This window comes from Actinomyces glycerinitolerans, from assembly GCF_900098745.1.
Taxonomy (GTDB): domain Bacteria; phylum Actinomycetota; class Actinomycetes; order Actinomycetales; family Actinomycetaceae; genus Actinomyces; species Actinomyces glycerinitolerans.
Genome location: NZ_FQTT01000009.1, coordinates 328,689 through 353,104, shown reverse-complemented (window position 1 = coordinate 353,104; position 24,416 = coordinate 328,689). Strand labels below are relative to the sequence as shown.

Annotated in this window: 18 protein-coding genes; 9 read left to right on the top strand and 9 right to left on the bottom strand. The window is 67.8% G+C overall.

Features of this window, described 5'->3' with window-relative positions:
• The first annotated feature begins 17 nt into the window (after positions 1-17).
• Positions 18-953, top strand: a complete 936-nt coding sequence (locus tag ACGLYG10_RS05640) for a helix-turn-helix domain-containing protein (protein WP_073328830.1) — start codon at positions 18-20, stop codon at positions 951-953.
• Between the two features lie 29 nt (positions 954-982).
• Here ACGLYG10_RS05640 and ACGLYG10_RS05635 read toward each other — a convergent pair whose 3' ends face one another.
• Positions 983-2,209: a DNA polymerase III subunit delta' gene (locus tag ACGLYG10_RS05635; RefSeq protein ID WP_073328828.1), complete on the bottom strand. Its 1,227-nt coding sequence runs from the start codon at positions 2,207-2,209 to the stop codon at positions 983-985.
• Between the two features lie 368 nt (positions 2,210-2,577).
• Positions 2,578-3,591, bottom strand: coding sequence for a LacI family DNA-binding transcriptional regulator (locus ACGLYG10_RS05630; protein WP_073328825.1), 1,014 nt, complete (start codon positions 3,589-3,591; stop codon positions 2,578-2,580).
• 153 nt (positions 3,592-3,744) lie between these two features.
• Here ACGLYG10_RS05630 and ACGLYG10_RS05625 point away from each other — a divergent pair, with 153 nt between their 5' ends.
• From ACGLYG10_RS05625 to ACGLYG10_RS05605, 5 genes are all read left to right on the top strand, one after another.
• On the top strand, positions 3,745-6,972 hold the full coding sequence (locus ACGLYG10_RS05625) for an alpha-mannosidase (RefSeq protein ID WP_073329297.1): 3,228 nt from the start codon (positions 3,745-3,747) through the stop codon (positions 6,970-6,972).
• A 2-nt stretch (positions 6,973-6,974) separates the two neighbouring features.
• A complete protein-coding gene (locus ACGLYG10_RS05620) occupies positions 6,975-8,153 on the top strand; it encodes a glycoside hydrolase 5 family protein (protein ID WP_073328823.1) in 1,179 nt (392 codons plus the stop codon).
• An 81-nt stretch (positions 8,154-8,234) separates the two neighbouring features.
• Positions 8,235-9,527, top strand: coding sequence for an ABC transporter substrate-binding protein (locus ACGLYG10_RS05615; RefSeq protein WP_073328820.1), 1,293 nt, complete (start codon positions 8,235-8,237; stop codon positions 9,525-9,527).
• Between the two features lie 98 nt (positions 9,528-9,625).
• Complete coding sequence (locus ACGLYG10_RS05610) at positions 9,626-10,585, top strand: carbohydrate ABC transporter permease (RefSeq protein ID WP_073328818.1); 960 nt, start codon at positions 9,626-9,628, stop codon at positions 10,583-10,585.
• Positions 10,582-11,508 carry a carbohydrate ABC transporter permease gene (locus ACGLYG10_RS05605; RefSeq protein ID WP_073328815.1) on the top strand — a complete coding sequence of 309 codons (927 nt, stop codon included), beginning with the start codon at positions 10,582-10,584 and terminating at the stop codon, positions 11,506-11,508. The genes ACGLYG10_RS05610 and ACGLYG10_RS05605 overlap by 4 nt, the downstream gene beginning before the upstream one ends.
• 25 nt (positions 11,509-11,533) lie before the next feature.
• Here the strand turns inward: ACGLYG10_RS05605 and tmk are convergent, their stop codons facing one another.
• From tmk to ACGLYG10_RS05580, 5 genes are all read right to left on the bottom strand, one after another.
• The gene (gene tmk / locus ACGLYG10_RS05600; protein WP_244542585.1) at positions 11,534-12,328 is read right to left on the bottom strand and encodes a dTMP kinase; all 795 of its coding nucleotides are present in this window, start codon (positions 12,326-12,328) and stop codon (positions 11,534-11,536) included.
• A 214-nt stretch (positions 12,329-12,542) separates the two neighbouring features.
• Complete coding sequence (locus ACGLYG10_RS05595; RefSeq protein WP_073328812.1) at positions 12,543-13,088, bottom strand: OmpA family protein; 546 nt, start codon at positions 13,086-13,088, stop codon at positions 12,543-12,545.
• A 74-nt stretch (positions 13,089-13,162) separates the two neighbouring features.
• Positions 13,163-14,239 (bottom strand): sensor histidine kinase, encoded by a 1,077-nt coding sequence (locus tag ACGLYG10_RS05590; RefSeq protein ID WP_244542584.1) that lies wholly within the window; start codon positions 14,237-14,239, stop codon positions 13,163-13,165.
• Positions 14,236-15,018: a response regulator transcription factor gene (locus ACGLYG10_RS05585; protein WP_073328810.1), complete on the bottom strand. Its 783-nt coding sequence runs from the start codon at positions 15,016-15,018 to the stop codon at positions 14,236-14,238. The genes ACGLYG10_RS05590 and ACGLYG10_RS05585 overlap by 4 nt, the downstream gene beginning before the upstream one ends.
• Before the next feature lie 29 nt (positions 15,019-15,047).
• Complete coding sequence (locus ACGLYG10_RS05580; protein WP_073328807.1) at positions 15,048-15,656, bottom strand: DUF3060 domain-containing protein; 609 nt, start codon at positions 15,654-15,656, stop codon at positions 15,048-15,050.
• Between the two features lie 1,035 nt (positions 15,657-16,691).
• Here ACGLYG10_RS05580 and ACGLYG10_RS05575 point away from each other — a divergent pair.
• Complete coding sequence (locus tag ACGLYG10_RS05575; protein ID WP_073328804.1) at positions 16,692-17,444, top strand: CPBP family intramembrane glutamic endopeptidase; 753 nt, start codon at positions 16,692-16,694, stop codon at positions 17,442-17,444.
• A gap of 103 nt (positions 17,445-17,547) precedes the next feature.
• On the opposite strand, the gene topA is transcribed toward ACGLYG10_RS05575, so the two are convergent.
• Positions 17,548-20,451, bottom strand: coding sequence for a type I DNA topoisomerase (gene topA / locus ACGLYG10_RS05570; protein ID WP_073328802.1), 2,904 nt, complete (start codon positions 20,449-20,451; stop codon positions 17,548-17,550).
• A gap of 230 nt (positions 20,452-20,681) precedes the next feature.
• On the opposite strand from topA, the gene ACGLYG10_RS05565 reads away from it, so the two are divergent.
• Positions 20,682-21,413: a response regulator transcription factor gene (locus tag ACGLYG10_RS05565; RefSeq protein ID WP_073328799.1), complete on the top strand. Its 732-nt coding sequence runs from the start codon at positions 20,682-20,684 to the stop codon at positions 21,411-21,413.
• Between the two features lie 168 nt (positions 21,414-21,581).
• Positions 21,582-23,186 carry a sensor histidine kinase gene (locus ACGLYG10_RS05560; protein WP_244542602.1) on the top strand — a complete coding sequence of 535 codons (1,605 nt, stop codon included), beginning with the start codon at positions 21,582-21,584 and terminating at the stop codon, positions 23,184-23,186.
• 707 nt (positions 23,187-23,893) lie between these two features.
• On the opposite strand, the gene ACGLYG10_RS05555 is transcribed toward ACGLYG10_RS05560, so the two are convergent.
• On the bottom strand, positions 23,894-24,409 hold the full coding sequence (locus tag ACGLYG10_RS05555; protein WP_073328794.1) for a PH domain-containing protein: 516 nt from the start codon (positions 24,407-24,409) through the stop codon (positions 23,894-23,896).
• Between the last annotated feature and the right edge of the window lie 7 nt (positions 24,410-24,416).

Genomic DNA, 24,416 nt, shown 5'->3' with positions numbered 1-24,416 from the left:
GCGCCTACGCTGATCCCATGAGCCAGCAGCCGCCCGTATCCGCCGACGCCCGCGCCGAGATCAAGGACTTCCTGACCACCCGCAGGGCAAAGGTGACCCCGCAGATGGTGGGGCTGCCCGTCGTCGCCGGGCACCGCCGGGTGCCGGGGCTGCGCCGCGAGGAGGTCGCCATGCTCGCCGGGGTGAGTGTGGACTACTACACGCGCCTGGAGCGGGGGAATGCGGCCGGCGCCTCCGACGAGGTACTGGAGGCCCTCGCCTCCGCGCTGCTGCTGGACGACGCCGAGCGGCAGCACCTGATCGACCTCGCCCGCGCCGTCACCCCCACGGGCCGGATGCGGCGCCGTCGCGGGCGGGCCAAGAGCTGCGCCGTACGGCAGGACACCCAGTGGCTGCTGGACGCGACGCCCATGCCGGCCGCGGTGCGCAACGGCTCGGGCGACTACGTGGCGACCAACACCATGGCGCGGGCGCTGTACTACCACATGTTCGTGGACCCGATCCCGGAGGTGGCCGCGGAGCACCCGAGCATGGCCCGCTTCATGTTCCTGGACCCGCGTTCGCGGGACTTCTTCCCCAACTGGCAGATGGGTGCGGAGGACCTGGTGGCGATGCTGCGGCTGAGCGCCGGCGAGGACCCGACCGACCCGTGCCTGCAGGCGCTCATCGGTGAGTTGTCCACGCGCAGCCGGGAGTTCGCCGACCTGTGGGCGCGCCACGACGTCCGCTACGTGTGCCGCAGTGAGAAGGTGGTTAATCACCCGATCGTCGGCCAGATTCACCTGTGCTACGAGCCGGCCGCGATGGCGACCACCCCCGGAATGACCATGCTCGTCTACGGCGTGGAGCCGGGCAGCCCGAGCGAGGAGGCGCTGCGGCTGCTGTCGTCCTGGGCGGCCACCGAGCTCGCGCCGGAGGACACCGCCGCGGCACAGCCGGCCGAGCCGCGTTAGGCGGAGCCGGCGGGCTTCCTTGGCAGCGCCTAGGCCTGGGGACGCAGCTGCACCATGAGGGATTCGACCGCCAGCAGCGGAGCGGCATTGGACCGCAACCGCTCACGGCACTCCTCGATGGCGGCGATGCGCGCCAGCGACTGGCGCGGCCCGGTGGAGGCGGCCACCTGTGTCACCGCATCGGAGAGGTCGATGTTGACCTGTTCGACGTCGCTGCCGAGCTGGACCACCAGCACGTCCCGGTAGAAGGACAACAGGTCGATCATCGCCCGGTCGAGCACGTCGGTGCGAGCACGCCGGGCGCGCCGCTTCTGATCCTCTTCCAGTTGCCGGACCTGGGCGCGCAGCGACGGCGGAACCCGCCCGCCCTCCTCCAGCCCGAGGGCTCGCAGCAGAGCGGCCTTCTCCACGGCGTCGCGTTCGGTGGTGGCCTGCGCGGCCTCCGCCTCGGCCGCGTCGACCAGATCGGCGGCGGCCAACACGGCGTCCCCCACACTGCGCAGGGAGATGGGCGCCAGCAGCAGGCGACGGCGCCGCTCCCAGGCGCCGGGGTCGGTGGCCAGGTGGCGGGCGAGCCCGATGTGGGACTGGCTGGCGCGGGCGGCGCGGGCGGCCAGCTCCGGCTCGGCGCCGTCGCGGCGCACCAGCAGTTCGGCTACGGCGTCGGCGGGCGGGACGCGCAGCGTCACCAGCCGGCAGCGCGAGCGGATGGTGGGCAGTACGTCGTCGGCGCTGGGCGTACACAGGATCCACACGGTCTGCGGGGGCGGCTCCTCGATGGACTTCAGCAGCACGTTGGTGGTGCGCTCGGCCATGCGGTCGGCGTCCTCCACCAGGATCACCCGCCAGTTGCCGGTCCAGGGACGGCGCTGCGCCTCACCGATCAGCGTCTTGACCTCATCCATGGTGATCAGGAGCTTCTCGGTGGCCATGCGCACCACATCGGGGTGGCTGCCGCTGAGCACGTCGCGACAGGCCTTGCACACCCCGCAGCCGGGAACTTCGCCGGTGCACTGCAGGGCGGCGGCGAAGGCGCGGGCGGCGACGGACCGGCCGGAGCCGGGCGGACCGGTCACCAACCAGGCGTGGGTCATGGCGGAGGCGTCGACGGCGCCGGCCTCACCGGCGACTATGGCCTCACCGGCACCGGAATCGCCTCCCCCGCGCGCGGCTACGACCACGCGGGCGGCCTCGGCAGCCGCCCTGAAGGCGGCGACGACCCGCTCCTGCCCGACGACGTCTTCCCACACGCTCATACGGGTACCCGGAGGCGAGGGAATGAGCCGTTGATCACCGGCGTCGGGATGGACTGATTCACCCCACCAGGCTAGCGGCAACCGCCGACGCGTTCAGCCCGCCGATCCGCCTTGCTCGCCCGTGCCGGCGGACAGCTCGACCGAGCTTCAGGTCCCGCCGAGCGGCCCGAGTGTCAAAAACGATGACAAACGGCTCGCGTGGCCACGCGCACCGGCTCGACATCCGCATGATTCCGCCATTTTCAAGAGCGTCGTGGACGTCGACGCCCCCGTTTGTCATCATTTTTGACTCTTAGCCACCCAACCTTGGGCGCGCCGACACATAACCGTGCCGCCAAACGCCAGCGACTGGGCCGCGGCAGCACAAACTATGAGACTCGGCGCCGCGAGGAGGCGCGCACCACGAGGGTGGGAGTCATCAGGCGAACGGTCTGAGACGTCTGTTCACTCAAATACGTCCGTAAGAGCCTGGCAGCGGTTTGTCCCATCTCGCCCGGTTCTCGATGAACGGCCGTAACATCGGGAGTCAGTACACGCAGAACGGCAGAGTCCTCCAGGGACACGACGGCGACGCCGGGCCCGATGTCGCTCTGATCCTGCTTCAGCACGGACAGACCACCAACCGCGAGCACTTCGTTGTCGTAGATGATTGCGTCGGGGACGCGCCTGCTCCCGATGAGTTCGGCAGTGGCCTGACCGCCGGAGCGCTCCGAGTAGTCGGGAGCCTGCACGACCATGATCTCGACTCCCTCACGCCTGCCGGACGCGGATAGGGCGTTGGTGCGCCGCGCATTGTGCATGACGCCGGCGGCACCGGAGACGTAGGCGATACGAGCGCATCCCTGTTCGATCAGGTGCATCAGGACCATGTCCATCATGCCCTCGTCGTCCCCGACGACGGCGGGCATACCGGACACATCCGGCTCACCGACCAACACATACGGAAGGCCGAGTTCACCAAGAACTGCCAAGCGCGGATCCTCGCTGCGCGGGTCGACCACAACAACCCCGTCGACACGGCGCTGCGCCCACCACGAGCGGTAAGTAGTGATCTCCTCCGCCGTTGTCTCGACAATCTGCAGCACGAGGGCGAGTCCGTCTGCCGCCAACTCCCCCTGCATACCAACGATGAATTCGAAGAAGAAGCGTTCGGCGGCGACAGCATGGCTCGGCTTCGCAATGACCAGGCCCACAGCACCCGCCCGGGAGGCAGATAGGGCCCGCGCGGCGGCATTCGGCGTCCAACCCATCTGATTCGCAACGGCAACCACCCTGCTGCGGGTGCTCTCCGAGACGCCCGGACGGCCGTTGAGGGCGAAAGACACAGCCGATGGGGATACACCGGCTACCTCCGCAATATCACGGATGGTGGGACGTTCCATGATGGCAGTATGCCATAGCTGATCGTCTTATGAAGTTCCGTCGAAAACGCTTGACCCCCTACATAACACGGTTTAGCCTGGGCTGCCATCAGGCAGTCCGCCACCGACGACGGACACTCGCCGTCTCATCCGCCCGCGCCGATGGAGGCCGCCGTGCACGACAACCGCCCGATGCTCCTTAAGCACATTGACCGCATTCTCAATGAGAAGGTCCGCCCGGCCGGCCTCGAGACAATCGCCCCCTTGCACGTCGAGGCCTGGGAGGTCACCGATGACGCCGGACCTGTGGCTGGCGTCCCAGGGGCAGGCGCTCCAGTCCCCTTCTCGGTTGCTATGTCTTCCCACACCCCCTACCGCACCTTCACGGTCCCCGGAGACTGGGGACCCGCGTGGGGCACTACCTGGTTCCGGGTGAGTGTTCAGATCCCCGCCGAGCTGCGCGGCGAGCACCTTGAGCTGGACATCGACCTCGGCTGGGCCTCCCATTCCCCCGGCTTCCAAGCCGAAGGACTGGTGCGAACCCCTGACGGAAGCATCCTCAAGGCCATCAATCCGCGGAATCAATGGGTTCCCGTGTCACCGACGCTACTGGACGATGCAGGACGCCTCACGTTGTACATCGAGGCCGCATCCAACCCGCTGCTTCTCGGGGTTCCTCCGTTTCAGCCCACGGCCGCGGGATCCCGGTTCACCCAGTCCTGTGCACCGCTATACACGTTCCGCACGGCTCGTCTTGTCCGAGTTCACGACCAGGTGCGCGCCCTCGCCGCGGATGTCGACACCCTGTTGGGTCTCGCACGGACACTGCCAGAGGATTCTCCGCGCATGTGGAAGGTCCTGATCGGCACCTCGGAGGCGATCGACCGGCTCGACCCCGCAAATGTTCGCGCCGCGGCCGCTGAAGTGCGTGAGCTGTTGAGGCCGCTCCTGGCCACACCCGCCGATCATGACGCGGTGACTCTCGGGGTGATCGGGCACGCACACATCGACTCCGCCTGGCTCTGGCCCGTCCGGGAGTCACGGCGCAAGGCGGTCCGCACTCTGGCCAATGTGATACGCCTGCTCGAGGACGGATCACCCATGATCTTCGCCCTCCCCGCCGCTCAGCACGCCGCATGGGTCAAAGAGGAAGATCCGGCGCTGTTCGAACGCCTCAAGACCCAGGTTGAGGCTGGTCGCATTGTTCCGGTCGGCGGTTCCTGGGTCGAGCCCGACGCGGTCCTGCCCTCGGGCGAGTCCCTGGTGCGCCAACTGACCGAGGGAACGGCCTTCTTCCGTGACGAGTTAGGAGCCGTATGCCATGAGATCTGGCTTCCCGACTCATTCGGCTACACCGGAGCGCTGCCGCAGATCGCCCACCTCGCCGGTTACGACAACTTCCTCACGCAGAAGATCTCCTGGAACCAGGTTGACGTGTTTCCCCATCACACGCTGTGGTGGGAGGGGATCGATGGCACACGGATATTCACCCATTTCCCTCCTGCGGACACCTATGGCGCCGAGGCTAGCGCGGAACAGATACAGCACGCCCAGCGCAACTTCAAGGAGAAGGGGCGGGCCACCACCGAGCTCTTCCTCTATGGCTACGGCGACGGCGGGGGTGGCCCGGTCCGCGAGATGCTCGACCGCATAGAACGCAGTCAGGATCTCGCCGGTTCGCCCCGGATGGAGCACATGACCTCCGAGGAGTTCTTCAATCGCGCTCGCACGGAGTATTCGACGGCTCCGGTATGGGTCGGGGAGTTGTACCTGGAGAAGCATCGCGGAACACTCACCAGCCACGCCGCCATCAAGCGCGGCAATCGCGAGGCCGAGGCGGCGCTGCGCGAAGCCGAGACCTGGTGCACGACCGCCTGGGTACGTGGTCTACTCGCCGAAGACGTCTACCCCGCCGCCCTCCTCCGCCGGCTGTGGCGCGCCACCCTGCTGTGCCAATTCCACGACATCTTGCCGGGATCATCAATCGCCTGGGTTTACGAAGAGGCCGAAACCGCGCTTCAGCGGGTCATAGCCACCGCGCGCGCCCTGGCCACAAGCGCGCGTCGTGCTCTGGCCGACCAGACTCCGACCGCTCTTCTTTCCGAGCCCGCCCCCGCCGCTCCCCGCGGGACGCTTCCTCCCCCGGAGCACAACGCTGCGCCCGGCGATGCTCCATGCCGGCTGGTCTTCAACACGGCGCCGGCATCGCAGTTTGTGGACGGCGTGGAGATTCCGCCTCTGGGAGCCGCATTGGTGACGGCCGCAGACGCCAGCGCCAAGGCCGAGCAAACCGACGTCGTGATCACGCGATTGGAGGACGGCGGCGCGATCCTCACAGTCGACGACGCACATGCGGAGCTCGATGCGTCGGGAGCGGTCGTCTCACTGTCATTTAATGTTGACGGCAGTCGCCAGGAGATCATTCCGCCCGGGCAACGACTCGGCTGCCTCCAGATCGCCAACGACTTTCCCAACGAGTGGGACGCCTGGGACCTGGATCCCTTCTACCGCGCCTCCATACATGAACTCCCGGGCCGGTTGGTCGAGACGCGCGCGGAGAACGGGGCGGCGCAAGCCGTCGTCGAGGTGCCCTTCGGGAACTCGCACGCCCGACTGACATGGACCCTGACAGGCGACAGGATCGACCTCAGAGCCGACGTCTCCTGGCACGAGAAGGAAAAACTGCTGAAGCTGGCATTCCCCGTCGACGTGCACACCGACTCCGCAACCTATGGGGCGCAGTTCGGCCACGTACGCCGTCCCACCCATGAGAACACCTCCTGGGACGCTTACCGCTTCGAGGTGTGCGCTCACAAGTGGATTCAATTGGGCGAACCCGGCCGCGGCGTAGGCATCGACAACGACGCCACCTACGGCTGGGACATAACCCGCCACCCCCGTAAAGGCGGTGGCACCTGGTCACTGGTACGGGCATCGCTGCTACGGTCCGCCCGCTTCCCAGATCCGAACCAGGACCAGGGCGACCACCTGTTCCGTTTCTCAGTGCTCCCCTCAGCCGGAACACGACAGACCCGAGAGGCGGCGTACCGTCTGGATCTACCGGTGTGGGAGTGCGCCGCTCCAGGTGACGCCGTCGGCGTCGTCCCACTGGTTACCGCGACCGGCGCCGTCATCGAGTCGCTCCACCCGGCCGATGACGACTCCGGGGATGTGCTCGTGCGCCTGTATGAGGCGGAGGGCGTACGCACCCGCGTAACGCTGCGTTCCGAAGACCTGGTCGGAGCCGTCGGCACAGACCTGCACGGGCATCCCGACTCCACGCTGGGCGTTGATATAGCCCCCGTCACGGGTGAGACGGGGGCCTGGGGCTTCGAATTGCACCCCTTCGGAATCGCAACCGTGCGGATGAGTCAGAAGCCGAAGCACGCAGGAGGCCACTGACAATGAGGTTCGGCGTCAACTACACGCCCCGTGTGGGGTGGTTCCACTCCTGGCTGGATCTGGACCCCGCACTCGTCTCCGAAGACATGGCCACGATACGGTCGATCGGGGCGGACCATGTGCGGATCTTCCCGTTGTGGCCACTGCTGCAGCCCAATCGCTCTCTCATCCGACCAGCGGCCGTCGACGATGTTCTGCGTGTAGTAGATATCGCGGGCCAGGCCGGTCTCACGGTTACCGTCGACGCACTGCAGGGGCACTTGTCCTCCTTCGACTTCCTGCCATCGTGGGTGACCAGCTGGCACGATCGGAATCTCTTCACCGATCCGAAGGCAGTGTCGGGCCAAATCAGGCTGGTGCGAACTCTTGCCCGAGAGCTCTCTTCGCGCCCGCACGCCGACGGCTTGAGCCTGGGCAACGAGTTCATACAGTTCGCCTCCGCCCGACACCCGCACCGTTCACAGCTGAGCGCCGACGAGGCCGAACGCTGGCTGACCACGCTTTTGGGGGCCGCACGAGAGGCGTGGCCCACCGGCGAGCTCACACACTCCTTCGACGACGACCTGTGGTTCGACGATTCCCACCCCTTCACGCCTGCCCATGCACTTCTGGGAGACACTACGACGGTGCACTCGTGGGTGTTCATGCAAGTAGGCCCGCGGTACGGCAGCGGACATCCCGCTCTGCCGCTGTTCGCACGCTATCTCGTCGAGCTGGCCCGCGCCTGGGGAGGACCGCGCCGATCCATTTGGTTGCAGGAGGTCGGCGCCCCGGTTACATACGTGCCCAACAACGACGCGCCCGCTTTCATCACCGACACCATCGCGCACCTCACGGGGTTGGACGGCATGCCGTCAGCGCGGAACCTGGAGGCGATCACCTGGTGGTGCTCCCATGACGTCTCGCGCGACCTGACTGATTTCCCGGAGCTTGAGTACTCCCTCGGCCTCATCGACTCCACTGGAGCGATCAAGCCCGCAGGACGCGCCTTCCGCGAAGTCGTCGATGCCGCGCGCGACTCAGCATCCACGCACGCAGCATCACCGGGAGACCAGCCGCGGTTCGTCCTTCCCACAGCGGATCCCGCGCGCCGTTCCACGACCGGCCCGAACTCGGAGTTGTTCGACCAATGGCTGCGAATGGCTTTGCAGGGCACCATCCCCGAACTCCGGCTGCCCTGAGGTACTCAATCCGTACTAAACCGGTGTAGTCTCTATCCAGTGGCACGGACGCCACCGCTTCAAAGACGAAGGGAGTCCACCATGAAGCTCACCCGCCGCTCTCTACTCATGGGCCTGTCCGTCACAACGGCAGCGACTCTGTCCGCCTGCACCGGGTCCACCGGCTCCAACAGCTCGGGTTCGAACACCGGGGCCGCATCCGGGTCCGGAGAGCTGTCCGGCGAGATCACCTTTCAGACCTGGTCACTCAAGGACGACCGCTTCACACCGTACTTCGAAAACCTCATCAAGTCCTTCCAGGACGACAATCCCGGCACCACCATCAACTGGATCGATCAGCCCGGAGACGGCTACGAGGAGAAGGTCCTCCAGCAAGCAAACTCCGGCGAATTACCCGACGTCATAAACCTTCCCGAGGGCTTCGCCTACAAACTCGCTCAGGTCTCGCAAGTGCTGGATCTGAAGGCGGCGGACGCAGACCTCCTGAGTTCCTACGTTCAAGGCGGTCTGGACGCCTACACCTACGACGGCATCGAGGGCGTCTACGGCTACCCGTGGTACCTGGGCACGGACGTGTGCTGGTGGAACACCGAAATGCTGGAGCAGGCCGGCCTGTCCATTGACGACGCCCCCACCGATCTCGACTCGTACATCGATTGGTGCACCACCGCCGCACAGAAGGGGGTCTACCTGGCCTCCACCATGCCCGGCCTCACCGAGATCAGCGACTACGGAGTCGACATCTTCAATGGCGAGGAGTTCGCCTTCAACACCGACCAGGCAGCCGAAATCGTCAGCCGGTACGCCGAGTTATACGAGATCGGAGCCATGCCGGCCGAGGTGCTCAACGACGACTATGCCGGCAATGCCACCATGTACACCCAGGAAAAGGTGGGATACACCACGGCCACCGGCTCGTTCGTCACCCAGCTGACAAACGACGCCCCGACCCTCCTCGACAAGACGGACTGCTCAGCACGCTTCACCACGCCGCCGCTGTACATCCAGGGCATCAGTGTTGCCGCGAACTCGGCGAATCCCGACTTGGCGCTCGCGTTCGCCCAATACGTGACGAATAACGACAACCAGGTGGAGTTCGTCAAGATCGCCCAGGGCTTCATGCCCGGCACCCTCGAAGGCAATGAGGATCCGGATGCCCTCACTGAAGACATCTCCGACCCCCTGATGAAAAAGGCAGTGGAACTGGCGGCGGCCGCGATGTCCAGCGCCGAGACGGTCAAGCCGATCCAGTACACCGACGATATGGACACCTACACACAGCAGCAGATCGCGCTCGCAATGAAGGGAGACATCTCCGCCAAGGAAGCGCTGGATGCCGCCGTTCAGTACTGCAACGAGAATCTCAACGTTTAACACTCCATGACGGGGCGGGCGCATGCCCGCCCCGTCTCCCCGTTCCCACGTCCGGGCCTGCGCTTCACGCAGCCACTCACCCACCGGAGGCCAACCGCATGCGTCTGCGTCAACGCCTTACCCCCTACATCTTGGTCGCACCGGCGACGATCTGGGTCCTGGTATTCGCCCTGTGGCCGTTCCTCAATACCGTCATGCTGGCCTTCACCGATGCGAGACCGCTACGTCCCGCCCAGTTCATAGGCCTGGACAACTTCAAGAGGATTCTGGACGATCCACAGGTCGGCTACGCCCTGACCACCTGTTTCGTCTACGTACTCGTGTGCGTTCCACTACTGACAATCATCCCCCTGCTTCTGGCACTGTTGATATCGAAGTACATGCCCGGAATGTCGTTCTTCAGAACCGTCTACTACTTCCCGGTCATAGCCTCGGTAGTTGTCGTGGGCATCATCTGGTCATGGATGTTCGACTCACGCGGGGTCGTCAACCAGGCGATCGAGTTCCTGGGCGGAACAGGCATCTCCTTCTTGACCGATCGCTGGTGGATCCTCATGTGCTCCATACTCCTGACCACCTGGAAAGGGCTGGGATACTACATGGTGGTGTACTTGGCCGCCTTGGGCAACGTGGGTCGCGAACTGCACGAGGCGGCCGCATTGGACGGCGCCGGCCCGATTCGCCGCTTCTGGTCCATCACGGTCCCCGGCGTACGAGGAGCCATGCTTCTGGTCTCCGCCCTGATCACGACCTCCGCGATGCGCATATTCTCCGAGATCTACATCCTCACCAACGGTTCCGGCGGGCCCGGTGGGCAGGCCATGAGCCTCGTCATGCTCATTCAGCGCAAGGGAGCGGGACTGGATGGCCAACTCGGCTATGCCTCCGCGCTCTCCGTGGTGCTCTTCCTGCTAACGATCGGGCCTCTACTCCTAACCGCTTTCATCAACAACGGCACCGACATAGCCGCCATGCGCAGCAGGTTGCGCAAGCGCCGCGCGCACCGGGCGGCACTGCGCGAGAACGCCAAACGGGCTAGTGAGAGGGCCTCGCGATGACATCGACAGCAGCCAAGCACGCGGAGGCCCCCGCTCACACCCTCGCCAAGCCTTACAAGGATCGTTTCTGGCGGCGCAAGGGGGAGTCGGACTTTCTGAAGCCCACTGTCGCCGGCGCCGTCGTGCGCTATGTCCTGCTCATTCTCATGGCGGTAATCGCCATCTTCCCCTTCCTGTGGCAGCTGTCCACCTCGTTGAAGGGCGCATCCGAGAATATCTACGCATTCCCGCCGCATCTGGTTCCGGAGCATCCGACACTGGAGCACTACGCGACGGTCTCGCGCACCATACCGATTCTGAAGTACGCCTGGCACTCCCTGCTCGTAGGTGTGGCCACAGTGGTCAGTCAGGTCTTCTTCTGCACCTGCGCCGGCTACGCCATGGGCATCTTGAAGTTCCGCGGCAAGTACCTCTTCATGGCGATCTTCCTGTCGACGCTGCTCCTTCCGGGCGAAGTCACGCTGACCAGCCAGTATCTGACCGTCAGATCGCTCGGCTTCGCCAACTCTCTTGTCGGCGTCTTCCTGCCCGGGGCGATCGGCGCCGTCAACGTCCTATTGATCACGACTGCGTGCGCGATGATCCCCAAGGACATCCTCGAAGCCGCAGAGATTGACGGCGCGTCCACCTGGCAGCGTATCCGGCATGTGGTGTGGCCGAACATCCGCGGTATGGTCAGCGTCGTCGCCCTGTTCTCCTTCATAGGCGCCTGGGATGACTTCCTGTGGCCCCTCGTAGTCCTGTCGGATCCCGAGAAGTACACGCTCACGGTCGGAATGCAGTACCTGCAGTCAAACTTCGGTTCCAACCCGCGCGTCGTCGCCGCCGGCACCATCATCGCGCTCGTCCCCATCATCATCCTGTTCGCGCTGGCGCAGAAACAATTCTTCAGCGGAGTTCAGGAGGGCGGCGTCAAGGGCTAGTTGTCAACAGGACTTCCTCGGCACGTTACTGTTGCAGGCCTCGGCGGGGAAGGACGGCGCGGAAGGCCTTCAAGGCAGCATGGGCGGCATGGCCCGCGGAGTTGGCTCCCGCGGCGGCGCTGGCTCGGGCACCCCCGCTCTCCAGACGCAGTCCCGCCCCGCGGGCGGCAATGAGCTGCTCGACCAGCCCGGTCACCTCCGCAGCCACCACCTCGACGGGCCGCTCGGCGTCGACGAGCTTGATGCGTTCGGGCTCCTGGCGCGCCAGCACCCGGAACTCCTCACGCAGGGCGGCGTGGAAGGCGTCGGGCTCGCGCTCCAGGCGGTCGCGCCGACCGCGGGCGTCGGTACGGGCGGAGCCGACGGCGGGATCGGCGTCGAGCAGGATGGTCAGGTCGGGCAGCAGACCGTCGGTGGCCCACAGGGACAGGTCACGCACCTCCTGCGGGCCGAGCGCACGGGCGGCGCCCTGGTAGGCGACGGAGGAGTCCAGGTAGCGGTCGGTCAGTACCACCTCGCCGCGGGCGAGCGCGGGACGCACCACCGTGGCGACGTGGTGGGCCCGGTCGGCCGCATACAACAGGGCCTCGGCGTGCGGACTCACGTGGCCGCCGTGCAGCAGCAGGTCGCGGATCCGGTCGCCCAGCTCGGTGCCGCCGGGCTCGCGCGTGCGCCGGTAGGCGATCCTTGCCGCGGTCAGCAGCGCGCTCAGGCGGTCGATCTGGGTGGTCTTGCCGACACCGTCGCCGCCCTCGAAGGAGATGAACAGGCCGGGATAGGCGTGCACAGGGGGCACCGGGGCGAAAACGGACAAGTTCACGGCGCCAGGGTAGCCGGAGACCACGCCGAGTCGGGGCGGATCCCCGTTCACCGGACCGCCCCTGTCACAAAATGCACCACTTTCCAAGGACTGGCCGTGTTCTAGAGCCGACAAACCGTAGGATTCCGCGGTCACAGTCGGCATAAGCTGCGGCAGCAAGTCCTAAAGTGGTGCATTCCATGACACCACCGCGCCGCCCGGCGCCGTACCCGCCTCAGAAGGCCGGAACGTAGATCTCTACGCGACGGTTGAGTTGGCGCCCGGCAGGATTGTCTGAGCCGTCCTCGTTCTCGTTGGGCGCCACCGGCCGGGTCTCGCCGAAGCCCTCGGCCTCCAACGGCGCGGTCACTCCGTCCTGCTCCAGGGCGTCGAGCACCGCCTGGGCCCGCTGCTCGGCGTCGACCTCGATGCTCTGCACGCCTCGACTGACCAGCGCGGTACCGTCGCCCTCGTTGACGATGCTCACCGAGCCGTCCTCATAAACCGCGCCGCCCTCACCGTCGTTGACCAGGGAGGAGTCGCCGTCCGAGGTGATGACCGAACCGTACCCGCCGACGACGGTCATGCCGCCGTTCAGGACCCCCGCCTCGTCACAGCGCGCCGGGGAGACGGTGATGCCCGGGCGGGACTGGATGTCCCCGGTCAGGTCCGGGGTGAGGCTCCCGGTGGAGGCGGTCAACAGGCCGAGGTCGGGCAGCGCGAGTGCCAGGGCGCCGACGGCGATGCAGGCCGCGGGGTCTGGGGGAAGAAGCGGCGGCACCGGGTGGGGGCGGTTCGGGGATTCACGACGTGGGCCCTTGTCGCTGGTTCTCTGTGGGTGTCGGGTGTGTACGTCTATCGGGATGCGCGGGGTGGTCCAGGGGGTGCGGCGGCGGGCGGGCCGGCCACCGGCAGGGTCAGCCACACCCGGGTGCCCACCCCCTCACGGGAGGCCATGCGCACCTGCCCGCCATGCCGGCCGACGATGGTGCGCACCAGCGCCAGCCCCAGTCCGGAGCCGGGCAGGGCGCGGGCGTTGGAGGCGCGCTCCAACTCGCGGAAGACGCCGTCCAGCTCCGCCTCGGGCACGCCGATTCCGGTGTCGGCCACCTCAATGGTGACGGCACCGGCCTCCTCCCTGCCGCGCACTTCCACGGCCCCGCCGTCCGGGGTGTACTTGGCGGCGTTGGTGAGCACGTTGTACACGGCCGAATACAGCAGGTCGCCGTCACCGCGTACGTGCGGCAACGGCCAGGGCACCGCCGGCAGGTCCAGACGTACCCGCACCGCCGCGCCGCGTCCGGCAGCCTCCTCGATGACGGCGGAGACCGCGTCCTGGACCGTCTCGGCCAGGTCCACGTCCTCCACCGCCAGCGGGGCGGTCTCCAGCTCGGCGAGCTTGCGCAGGTCGGTCAGCAGACGACTCATCCGCCGCGACTGGGCATCCACCACCTCCAGATCCGCGGCTACGACCGGAGTGGCGGTGCGGGAGGCGTCGGCGACGGCGGCGCGCACCGCCGTCAGCGGGTTCTTCAACTCGTGGTCCAGGCGACGTAGGAACTGCCGGTGGCGGGTGCGTGCCTGTGCCTGCGCCTGCGCGCGCAGCCGCTGCTGTTCGGCCCGGTGGCGTCGCCGGGCGACGACGACCAGCGCCACCGCCGTCAACGCGCCCCCGCCGGCCATGGCAACGGCCACCGGGACGGCGGTCGTAACCGACAGGGTCAGCCCGCCCCAGGCCGCTTGGGCGAGGGCGGTAAGCGCCGACACGGCGATGACGCCGCAGCCCCACCACAGCCAGAACCGGCGGCCGGACCGGGTGTGAGTGCCGGAGTCGGCGTCGACGGGCCCGCCCCCGTTTTCCGCTCTCAGGCGTCCACCGTCACCGATCGAACGGAGCGCGCCGGATACGTCCGATCCCACCGGCGCGCTCACGTGTGCACCTCGGCGCAGAAACGGTAGCCGCCCTGCGGCACGGTCTCAATGAAGATCGGGTGGGTGGCGTCGTCGCCCAGGGCGCGGCGGATCTCGCGGATGCGGTGGTCTACGGCGCGGGTGGAGGACACGAAGTCGATGCCCCACAGGGCGGACAGCAGCGCCTCGCGAGTGTGCAACTCGCCGGGGTGGCTCATCAGGTAGTCCAGCAGGGTGACCGCCTTCGGGGTGAGGGACACCTCCCGGCCGGCCAGGGTGACGCGGCGGGCGGCGCGGTCCAGGGTCAGCTCACCCGCCATCAGCCGGGACGCCGCCGTCAGGGGTTGGCCGACGCCGCGGGTGCGGCGCAGGACGGCGCGGATTCGGGAGGCGAGCTCGGCGGGGTCGAAGGGCTTGGACAGGTAGTCGTCGGCGCCGTCATCCAGGGCGGAGACGCGCTCATAGGAGGCGTCGACCTGGGTGAGCAGGATGATCGGGGTCCAGGTGCCGCCGGCCCGTACCCGCCGCACGAGTTCACGCCCGTCCATGCGGGGCATGAGCACGTCACTGACGATGATGTCGATGCTGTAGGCGCCAAGCAGGTCGAGCGCCTCCACACCGTCGCTCGCGCGCAGCACCCGGTAGCCGCTGCGTTCCAGGTAGGAGCCGAGCGAGGCGCGGATGGGGGCTTCGTCGTCGACGAGCAGGACGGTAGCGGCGGGTTGGCCGGCCGCCGGGGAGGCGGCAGGCTGGCCGGCCGCCGGGGCGGCGGGGGGCGGGGCGGGTACGGGCCGGGGCATGGGCGGCACGGTCGGGTTGTCCGGGCCGGTCAGTCGGTCAGCTGCTCGACGGTGTTGTCGGCGCCGATGTCTTGAATGCTCGGGGCGCCGTCCAGGTAGTAGACGGTGACGTCGGAGCCGAACACCTGGATCGTGTCGGCCTGGCGGACGTAGACGGTCACGTCCGAGCCCTGCACGGTCAGCGTCCCGATGGTCTCCGCGGAGACGGTGACCTCCGAGCCCTGAATCGTCAGGCTATTGAGCTCTCCGACGAGGTTGTAGGTGCCCCCGGAGCTCTGGATCGCGTAATCGCCGGACACGTTCTCCTGGGTACCGTTCGCAATCACGCCGAGCCAGTCGGAGTCGGTGATGTCAACGGTGGAGGCGCCGACGGCGGTGTCCGCGTCGGTGTCGTCCGTATCGGCGTCTGCGGCGGCATCTGCGTCGTCCGTATCGGCGTCCTCGCTGTCGTCGGCGTCGGTGTCGGTGTCGTCCGCGCTCTCGGTTGTCTGTGTGGCCTCCTCGGTGGCCACGGCGGCGGTGGTCTCCTCCGAGGCGGAGTCGCCTTCCGAGCCGCCGACGCTGATGGAGCAGGCGGCCAGGGAGACGCCCAGGGCCATGACGGTGGCGGGGACGAGGAGCTGGTTGGGGATACGCATTGGGGGTTCCTTCCGGCGTACAACAATTCGTGTGTCGGAAGATTACAGGCCCGCATAAGACAGCCGTGTCGCTGCACTGTCGCAATCCTGCGATCTGGACGCAGGTCACATGCGAGCTCCGGACAACGCCGGGCACAGCCGCGCCCACGGAGACTTGGAGCACTCCGGGTTTGAGGGTGTGTGGTGGGGACTGCGGCGGCGTCTGCGGTGTGTGGTTGCTTGCGGTTGGGTCGACTGACCCGTGTCTGCTTGGACCGCCGGGCTGCACTTGGACCGCCAGGCTGCACTTGGACCGCCGGGCTGCACTTGGACCGCCCTAGACGCTGTCTCAGGCGGTCCAACTGCGATTACGCGGTCCAACTGGAGGAACGCGGTCCAAGTAGAGACCCGGGAAAGGTGCGGGCGCCGGTCCCGACCGGCCGCACCGCCGCCAACCAGCGCACCGGGCGCGAGCAGGACCCAAACCCCCCGGGGCCGCCCAGACCAGCTGTGCTGGTCTCCGCCGAGTACGGCAACGCCTTGAGAGTCCAAGCGGACCCAAGCCGGCTCTTCCGGCTCCCAGGGGGTCGTGGTGTCGGATTCCGGGGCGGCCTCGGGCACGCGGGGAGCCTGTCCGCCCACGAACCGCCGTCGGCGTCGAGTCCCGCGCGTGGCGGCACAAAGTGTCCAGGATCGGCACAAACGACTCCGACGCGGCCCGCGGCCGTGGACATAACGTTGGAATCATGCGGATTCCAAATCGGCTCCAGCGGTCGTGGACGGCCTTAGTGCCGAATTCGGACATTCCGCCCCACGGCGCGGCACCCGGGCACACCCCACCCCGCCAGCACCCAGCCCACCAGGCCGGCAACACCCACCACCCACCACACCCACAAACCGGAAGAGCCGCGAGAGCCCTAGATTCGCGATAGCCTACGCGCTTGTAACTATACAGTTCGCACAGATGCACAAACCGAATTGTGCTCGGAGTACATCACGCCCCAAAAGGGCTCCATCCGATCTAGTCGGAAGCACCAGTTCCGACGAGGAGACGACATGCCAACAACCAAGACGGCGCGACTCGCGCTCGCATGCACCATCATCTACATCGCGGGGATGGGGGTCTCAAACCTCTTGATCTACCGCGTCTTCAACGTGAGCTACAACGATGCCACCTTCGTGAAGACGCTGCTGCCGTTCATCTCCCTGCTGGCGCTATGGGCGCTGGGCAGCTTCCTAGCCCTGCGGAATCGGCTCACACCTCCCGACGGCCCGAGACGCTACCCTGCGTTCCTAGTCATATTCATTCCACTCGTAGGCATGGCCCTGTACTACTGGGCAACTCACGGCGAACTGACACCCGCATTTGCAACCCCATTGGTCGCCACTGTGCTCATAGGGCTTGCCGAAGAGATGATGTTCCGCCGGGTGCTGTACGTCGGCCTGCTCCAGGAGCCCCAGGGAACGCAGATTCGAGGCGCGCTACTCGGCTCCGCGGTGGTGTTCAGCCTGCTTCACTCGGTGAACGTGCTCGCCGGACTGCCCTTCCCGAACATGCTGCTGCAGCTGGTGACCACCTTCATCGCCGGACTGTTCTATGCCCTGATGTATGACTACACCAAGAGCATCGGCCTCATGATCGCCTCACACTTCCTGTGGGACTACCTTATCTTCAGTGGAGCAGTTACGAAGATTCCAGTGTTCAGCGGCGTCATCACGGTACTGAACATTGCAGAGTTCGTCATCGTAGTCGTACTCCTCACCAAACGATGGCAGCAAGAGAGGCTCTCATCCGCTCAGAACGCATGATGACGTCTCGCTGGCCGCGGCCGTCCACACACCGGCAAAACTCTGCTCGAGGGCGCGGTTGCCCCTCCACGACACCACGCTCCTAGACGACGGAGGACGGACATCAGCGGGACTTCTTGGCGGTGGTCTTCTTCGCCGTGGTCTTGCGGGTGGTGCGCTTCTTGGCGGGACCCTTGGCGCGCTTCTCCGCCAGCAGCTCGTAGGCGCGCTCGGGGGTGACGGTGGCCGGATCATCGTCGCGGCGCAGCGTCACATTCGTCTCCCCATCGGTGAAGTAGGGGCCGAAGCGGCCGTCCTTGATCACCACGGGCCGGCCGGTGGCTGGGTCGGTGCCGAGCTCGCGCAGCGGCGCCCGGGAGGCCGCCTGGCCGCGGCGCCGCTTGGGCTGGGCGAACAGCTCCAGCGCCTGCTCCAACGTCACCGTGAACAACTGCTCCTCGCTCTCCAGGGAGCGCGAGTCCGTGCCCCGCTTCAGGTAGGGCCCGTAGCGGCCGTTCTGCGCGGTGATGTCCACGCCGTCGGCGTCTTGCCCCACCACCCGTGGCAGGCTCAGCAGGTCGAGGGCCTGCTCCAGGGTCACGGTGGCCAGGTCCATTGACTTCAGCAGCGAGGCGGTGCGCGGCTTGGGGCCCTTCCGGGACCGGCGTGCCGAGCCCTTCCCGGCCGACTTCGACGCCGCGGCGCCCTGCCCCGCCTCCGCGGTCTCGTCCGCGGCCGGCTCCGGCTCGGGCAGGATCTCGGTGACGTAGGGGCCGTAGCGGCCGTCCTTGACGACGATGGTGTGGCCGGTGGACGGGTCCGTGCCCAGCTCGCGGCCGTCGTCGGCGGCACGGGTGAACAACTCGCGCGCCTTGGCCACCGTCAGCTCGTCGGGCGCCAGGTCACCGGGGACGTTCGCGCGCTTACCCTCGGCGTTCTCCAGGTAGGGGCCGTAGCGGCCCACGCGCAGGGTGATGCCCTCGCCGATGTCTATGGAGTTGACGGCGCGGGCGTCGATCTCCCCCAGGCCGTCCACCATGGCCTTCAGGCCCAGCCCGTCCTCGGCGGTGGGGGCGGTTCCCGCCACACCCGCCTGCCCCTGGGGGCCGTAGTAGAAGTGGGTGAGCCAGTCGACCCGGTCCTCCTCGCCGGCGGCGATGCGGTCCAGGTCTGCCTCCATGGAGGCGGTGAAGTCGTAGTCGACCAGCTCGCTGAAGTTCTCCTCCAGCAGGCGGGTGACGGCGAAGGCCAGCCAGGTGGGCACCAGCGCCTGGCCGCGGTGTTCCACATAGCCGCGGTCGGAGATGGTGGACATGATGGAGGCATAGGTGGAGGGGCGGCCGATCTCCCGCTCCTCCAGCGCCTTAACCAGAGAGGCCTCCGTGTAGCGGGGCGGCGGCGTGGTCTCATGCCCGGCGGCCTCGGCCGTGAGCGCCACCAGCTCCTGGCCGGCGATCATGGCGGGCAGACGCACATCCCGGTCCCGGCCGGCGGCGGCGCCCGCGCCGGCACCCGAGGCGGAGCCGCTGCCCGAGGCCGTCGGCGCAGCCCCGTCCGTCACCGCGGGGGCGGTCTCGGACTCGTAGCGCTCGGCGTCGCGCCCCTCCTCGTAGGCGGCCAGGAAGCCGCGGAAGGTGATGACGGTGCCCGAGGCGGTGAACCCGGCCGTGTTGAAGGTGATGCCCGAGTCACGGGAGCCGCCGTCGGCGGGACGCAGGGGCACGTCCACCCGCACCGTGGCCGTGGAACCGGTGGCGTCGGCCATCTGGGAGGCGACGGTGCGCCGCCAGATCAGCTCGTAGAGGCGGAACTGAGCGCCGGTGAGCCGCCCGGACACCTGCGCGGGGGTGCGGAAGTGGTCGCCGGCGGGGCGGATCGCCTCGTGCGCCTCCTGGGCGCCCTTGGTCTTGGTGGCGTACACGCGCGGCTTGGGCGCCACATACTCCGCACCGTACAGCTCGGCCACCTGGCCGCGAGCGGCGGCGACCGCCTGCCCGGACAGCACCGTGGAGTCGGTACGCATGTAGGTGATGAAGCCGTTCTCGTACAGGGCCTGCGCCACCCGCATGGTCTCGCGCGGGTTCATGCGAAGCTTGCGGCTCGCCTCCTGCTGCAGCGTGGAGGTGGTGAAGGGCGCGGCCGGGCGCCGCCGGTAGGGCTTCTCCTCCACCTCGGCCACGCGCGGCACCGCCCGGGTAACGGCCTCGGCGACGGCGCGCGCGGCCCCCTCGTGCAGGTGCACGGTGCCGGCCTTCACGGCGGCGGGACGCAGCGCCCCGGCGTCGGTGAAGTCACGTCCGGTGGCCACGCGCCGCCCGTCCAGTGCGGTCAGGCGGGCGGTGAAGGCGGTGTCCGCCGCGGCCGCGGGGCGCAGCGAGCTGCCGGCGGCGAGGTCGGTGGACAGCTGCGCCTCCACACCCCAGTAACCGGCCGCCTTGAAGGCCATGCGCTCACGCTCACGCTCCACCACCAGCCGGGTGGCCACGGACTGCACGCGCCCGGCGGACAGCCCCGCGCGAACCTTGCGCCACAGCACCGGGCTGACCTCGTAGCCGACCAGCCGGTCCAGGATGCGGCGGGTCTCCTGCGCGTCCACCCGGTGGGTGTCCAGGTCGCGGGTGTGGTCCAGAGCGCGGGTGACCGCCTCCTTGGTGATCTCGGTGAAGGTCATGCGCCTCACCGGTACCTTGGGCTTGAGCACCTCCAGCAGGTGCCAGGCGATGGCCTCCCCCTCGCGGTCGTCATCGGTGGCCAGGTAGAGCTCATCGGCGTCCTTGAGCGCCTTGCGCAGCTGCGTGACGGTCTTCTTCTTGTCCGGGTTGACCACGTAGTAGGGCTTGAAGCCGTCGGTCACGTCGACGGCGAACTTGCCGTAGGGGCCCTTCTTCTCGGCGGCCGGCAACTCGGAGGGCTGGGCGAGGTCGCGGATATGGCCGACCGAGGCCTCGACGTCGAAGTCCTTGCCCAGGTAGCCGGCGATGGAGCGGACCTTGTTGGGGGACTCGACGATGACGAGTTTCTTGGACACGGAGACCTTCTTCGAGTGCTTCGGTTTTACGGCGTTTCAGCGGCGTGGCCCCAGCGGACCGCGGTAGACCGGTGCGGTGCCGCCCGGGCGCGCCGGAGGGGTGAAGACGGCGGCTTGAGGCTGCGAGCGTGACTGTAGCGCACCTGTCCGACAGGATTCCGCCCCGCCCCGCCGCCATCCAGCCCTGGATTCACAGCTGCACCACAGACTAGACGTGTTCAATGAGCCGCATGAGCACCCCCGCCGAATCTCTCACCCGACCTGACGGCTCCCCCATACGCGTTCTGGTGGTCGACGACGAGCAGACCCTCGCCGATCTGCTCGCCTCTGCACTGCGCTACGAGGGCTGGGAAGTGACCACCGCCGGCACCGGCCGGGCCGCGGTGCGCCTCGCCCAGGAGCTCACCCCCGACGTCATCGTGCTGGACATCATGCTGCCCGACTTCGACGGCATGGAGGTCATGCACCGCATTCACGGTCACCAGCCCAACGTCCCCGTGCTGTTCCTCACCGCCAAGGACGCCGTCGAGGACCGGGTTGCGGGGCTCACCGCCGGCGGCGACGACTACGTGACCAAGCCCTTCTCCCTGGAGGAGGTCGTCGCCCGGCTGCGCGCCCTACTGCGGCGCTCCGGCGCCAGCGCGGAGAAGCCCGCGAACGTGCTGGAGGTGGGCGACCTGCGCATGGACGAGGACTCCCACGAGGTGTGGCGCGGCGAGGACGAGATCCACCTGACCGCCACCGAGTTCGAACTGCTGCGCTACCTGATGCGCAACCCCCGCCGAGTGCTGTCCAAGCCGCAGATCCTGGATCGCGTGTGGAACTACGACTTCGGGGGGCAGGCCAACATCGTGGAGCTGTACATCTCCTACCTGCGCCGCAAGATCGACAAGGGCCGCGAGCCCATGATCCACACCATGCGCGGGGTCGGCTACGTGCTCAAACCCGCCGTCGCCCAGTAGCCCCGGCAGGCACCGATGCGGCTCATGGCCGGCGTCCGCCGGCGGCGGGAACCCGGCGGCACGGCTCGCGGCCCCACAAGGCGCTCGGCTAGCCTCGGGCGCGTGCGTCCAACACCACGCAGCCTGCGAACTCGGCTCGTCGTCGGCGTGATCGGCATCGTGCTGGTCATGGCGGCCGGCATCGGGGCCCTGTCCACACTGATGCTGCGCCAGTCGCTGGTGGACCGGCTCGATGAACAGCTGACGGCCGCCTCCGATCGCGCCGCCGCCCGGCGTCAGGACGCCAACCCCGCCGGCGTCGGCCTGGCCGGGAGCCAGAGCTCGGACTCGGGCCAGGACACCACCCGGCCCGGGGCCGACGTGGCACCGCCCACTGACGGCGCCGCCCCGCCCGCCGCACCGAAGGGCGATGTGCCCATCGGCCTGGACGCCGTCGGACAGTCCACCGGCACCCTGACGGTTATCGCCTCCGGAGCGCGCGATGGCGCCGATGACTCCGGATCGGCCGTCTCCACGGTGAAGGCCGGATACATCGACGACGACGGCAACTACCGCACCCTGACCGACGCGGAGTGCGAGGCCCTGCTCGCGCTGGAGGTCACCGGCGAGCCGGTGACGGTGTCGATTGATTCCCTGGGCAACTACCGGGTGCTCGCCACCGAGGACTCCGCCAGCGGAGACGTGGTGATCACCGGCCTGTCGACCGCCGCCGATGAGAAACTCATCCGCACCCAGCTGCTGGCTCAACTGGGGATAGCGCTGGCCGGAGCCCTGATCGCCGCCGTCACGGGCCGGGCCATGGTGCGCACCTCGCTGGCACCGCTGGAGCGCGTGGCGGACACGGCCGAACAGGTCGCCTCCCAGCCGCTGTCCCGCGGGGAGGTGAGCATCCGGGAGCGAGTCTCCGCCGCCGACATCGCCTCCTCGCAGGAAATCGGCCAGGTCGGCAATGCCCTGAACACCCTGCTCGGGCACGTCGACGACGCCCTCACCGCCCGGCAGCGCAGCGAGACGCAGGTGCGCCAGTTCGTCGCCGACGCCTCCCACGAGCTGCGTACACCGCTGGCCTCCATCCGGGGCTACACCGAGTTGATCAAGCGCAGCGGCGCCGACGCCGTACTGCCGGAGGATGCCGTGCACGCCCTGGAGCGGGTGCACTCGGAGTCGGTGCGGATGACGGCGCTGGTGGAGGACCTGCTGCTGCTGGCACGCCTGGACGCGGGCCGCGAGTTGGAGCACGGGGAGGTCGACCTGGTGGAGATCGTCGTGGATGCGGTCGCGGACGCCCGGGCCGCGGGCCCCGACCACACCTGGGAGTTGAATTTGGCGGTGCTCGAGCCTCCCGCCGGGCTGAGCGACGAGGCGGCGGACGAGTTCGTGCCCGAGCCGACACTGGTGGTGGGCGACGAGGCGCGGCTGCGGCAGGTGATGGTCAATCTGCTGGCCAATGCCCGCGTGCACACTCCGGCGGGCAGTCGGGTGACCACGACCCTGTCCCGGGGCGAGGACGGGACGCTGGCAATCGCCGTCGCCGACGACGGCCCGGGCATCGACCCCGCGGTGCGCGACCGTCTGTTCGAACGCTTCGCCCGCGGGGACGCCTCGCGCGAGCGGCGCACCGGCTCCACCGGTCTGGGCATGAGCATTGCCCTGGCGATCGTGCAGTCCCACCACGGGACCCTCAGCGTGGACTCCCGCACCGGCACCGACGACCACGGCACCACCTTCACCGTGATCCTGCCGGCGGCCCCGGCATCCGCGGACGCCGCCTGACGCGGACGACCCAAATCCGGCGGAAAGTTCGGCACCGATAAGCACCGAAAAGCACACCACGCCGACTTTCCAACACCACACCGGCCAAAAGTCCAGTCTCAAACACCGCGTTCACGCCGAGAGCTCGTGTTTAGCCCGGCGACGTTCGGGCCGGTGTTTTGCACGACCCTGGGTGACACTGCACGACCCTCGTGGGCATTGCACGACCCCGGGGTGGTCGTGCAACACACACCAAGGTCGTGGAACGCGGCCCGAGGTCGTGCAGTACATAGGGGCGGGGTGAGCGCCACTGCCACCCCGGGGCTATCGGCGTGGATGAGGCGTTTTCGACCGGGGCTATCGGCGTGGATGAGGTGCCTTAGACCGGCGCGCCTCGGTCCTCTAGCTGGATCGTCCAGCCCAGCCCTTGCAGTCCCAGAGACCCTCCTCGCGATGAGGCGCGTTTCCCGCGTGGTCCATGCTCGTGGCGACCTGCGCGCCGACGGCTCATCAGGCAGAACAACGGTTCGTCAGGTGCGCTAACGGTTCATGCGTTCTCGGCGACGATTAGCCACGAACACGCGTTCGCGTCACGAACACGAGTTTTAGAGCTTTGCACGTGCCCCGCACCCGCAAACCTCCAAAACTCGTGTCCTTGCGGGAAACTCGTGTACAAGACACGTCCCAGCCGCCCCGTCGGCGCCGCGCATCGAAAGGTCGGCGACCGCTCAGTCGTCGGGGTCGGCGTTGACGGCGCCCTCGACGTCGTGGAAGAGCAGGTTGGAGATCTCCACCTGCACCATCTCCACGTCGGGCACATCGACCAGCACCAGGGGCTCATCCGCGCTGGTCTGCAGGGAGAGGCTGCCGCAGCCGAACATGCGGTCGGTGATGGTCCGCTCCTGCTGGACGTCGGAGATGCGTGACAGCGGCAGGTCGTGGCCGGTCTTGTTGATAATGCCGGAGCGGGTGATCACACGCTTGGAGGTGACCGTGTACGTCGTGGTCATCCAGCGCAGCCAGGGCACCACGAAGGCCGGCATGACCGCAATGACGACCAACACCCACACGGCGATGACGGCACCGGTGCGCCAGTTGGCATCCGGGAACAGAATGGAGGCGACCACGCCTACGGCCAGTAGCGCGATCACCACGAGGGAGCGCCACAGCAGGATCTTGGGGTGGGTGCGCATATGGCGCACGACGATCTCGTCCTTGCTGAGCAGCTTCTGGGGTAGAGCCATGCCCCCA